General features: G+C 50.2%; 1 rRNA gene. It reads right to left on the bottom strand.

Annotated features, from left to right (window positions below):
* Positions 1-83 (bottom strand): 23S ribosomal RNA (locus CIL02_RS06685); the annotation flags it as partial.
* Between the last annotated feature and the right edge of the window lie 188 nt (positions 84-271).

Here is a 271-nt window from a genome sequence, read left to right as displayed (position 1 = left end):
ACCCCAGGCTTATCGCAGCTTATCACGTCCTTCATCGCCTCCATGAGCCAAGGCATCCGCCATGCGCCCTTTACTACTTTCGATTTCCGGCCAAAAGGCCGGACGCTCATACTTTCAGCTCTTCCTAGCATCGTCCATAGGACGTGCAGGAAGGAGTTTCCTGTTATTACAGTCTTGCTTGTGTCAATATGTCAAAGATCTCTTTCCCAACATAAGGGAAGTGTGGAGAATAACGGATTCGAACCGTTGACCCCCTGCTTGCAAAGCAGGT

The sequence above is a fragment of the Prevotella sp. P3-122 genome, assembly GCF_002251365.1.
Lineage (GTDB): Bacteria > Bacteroidota > Bacteroidia > Bacteroidales > Bacteroidaceae > Prevotella.
Note: the sequence above shows the minus strand (reverse complement) of the source record. Positions and strands in the feature narration are given on the sequence as shown.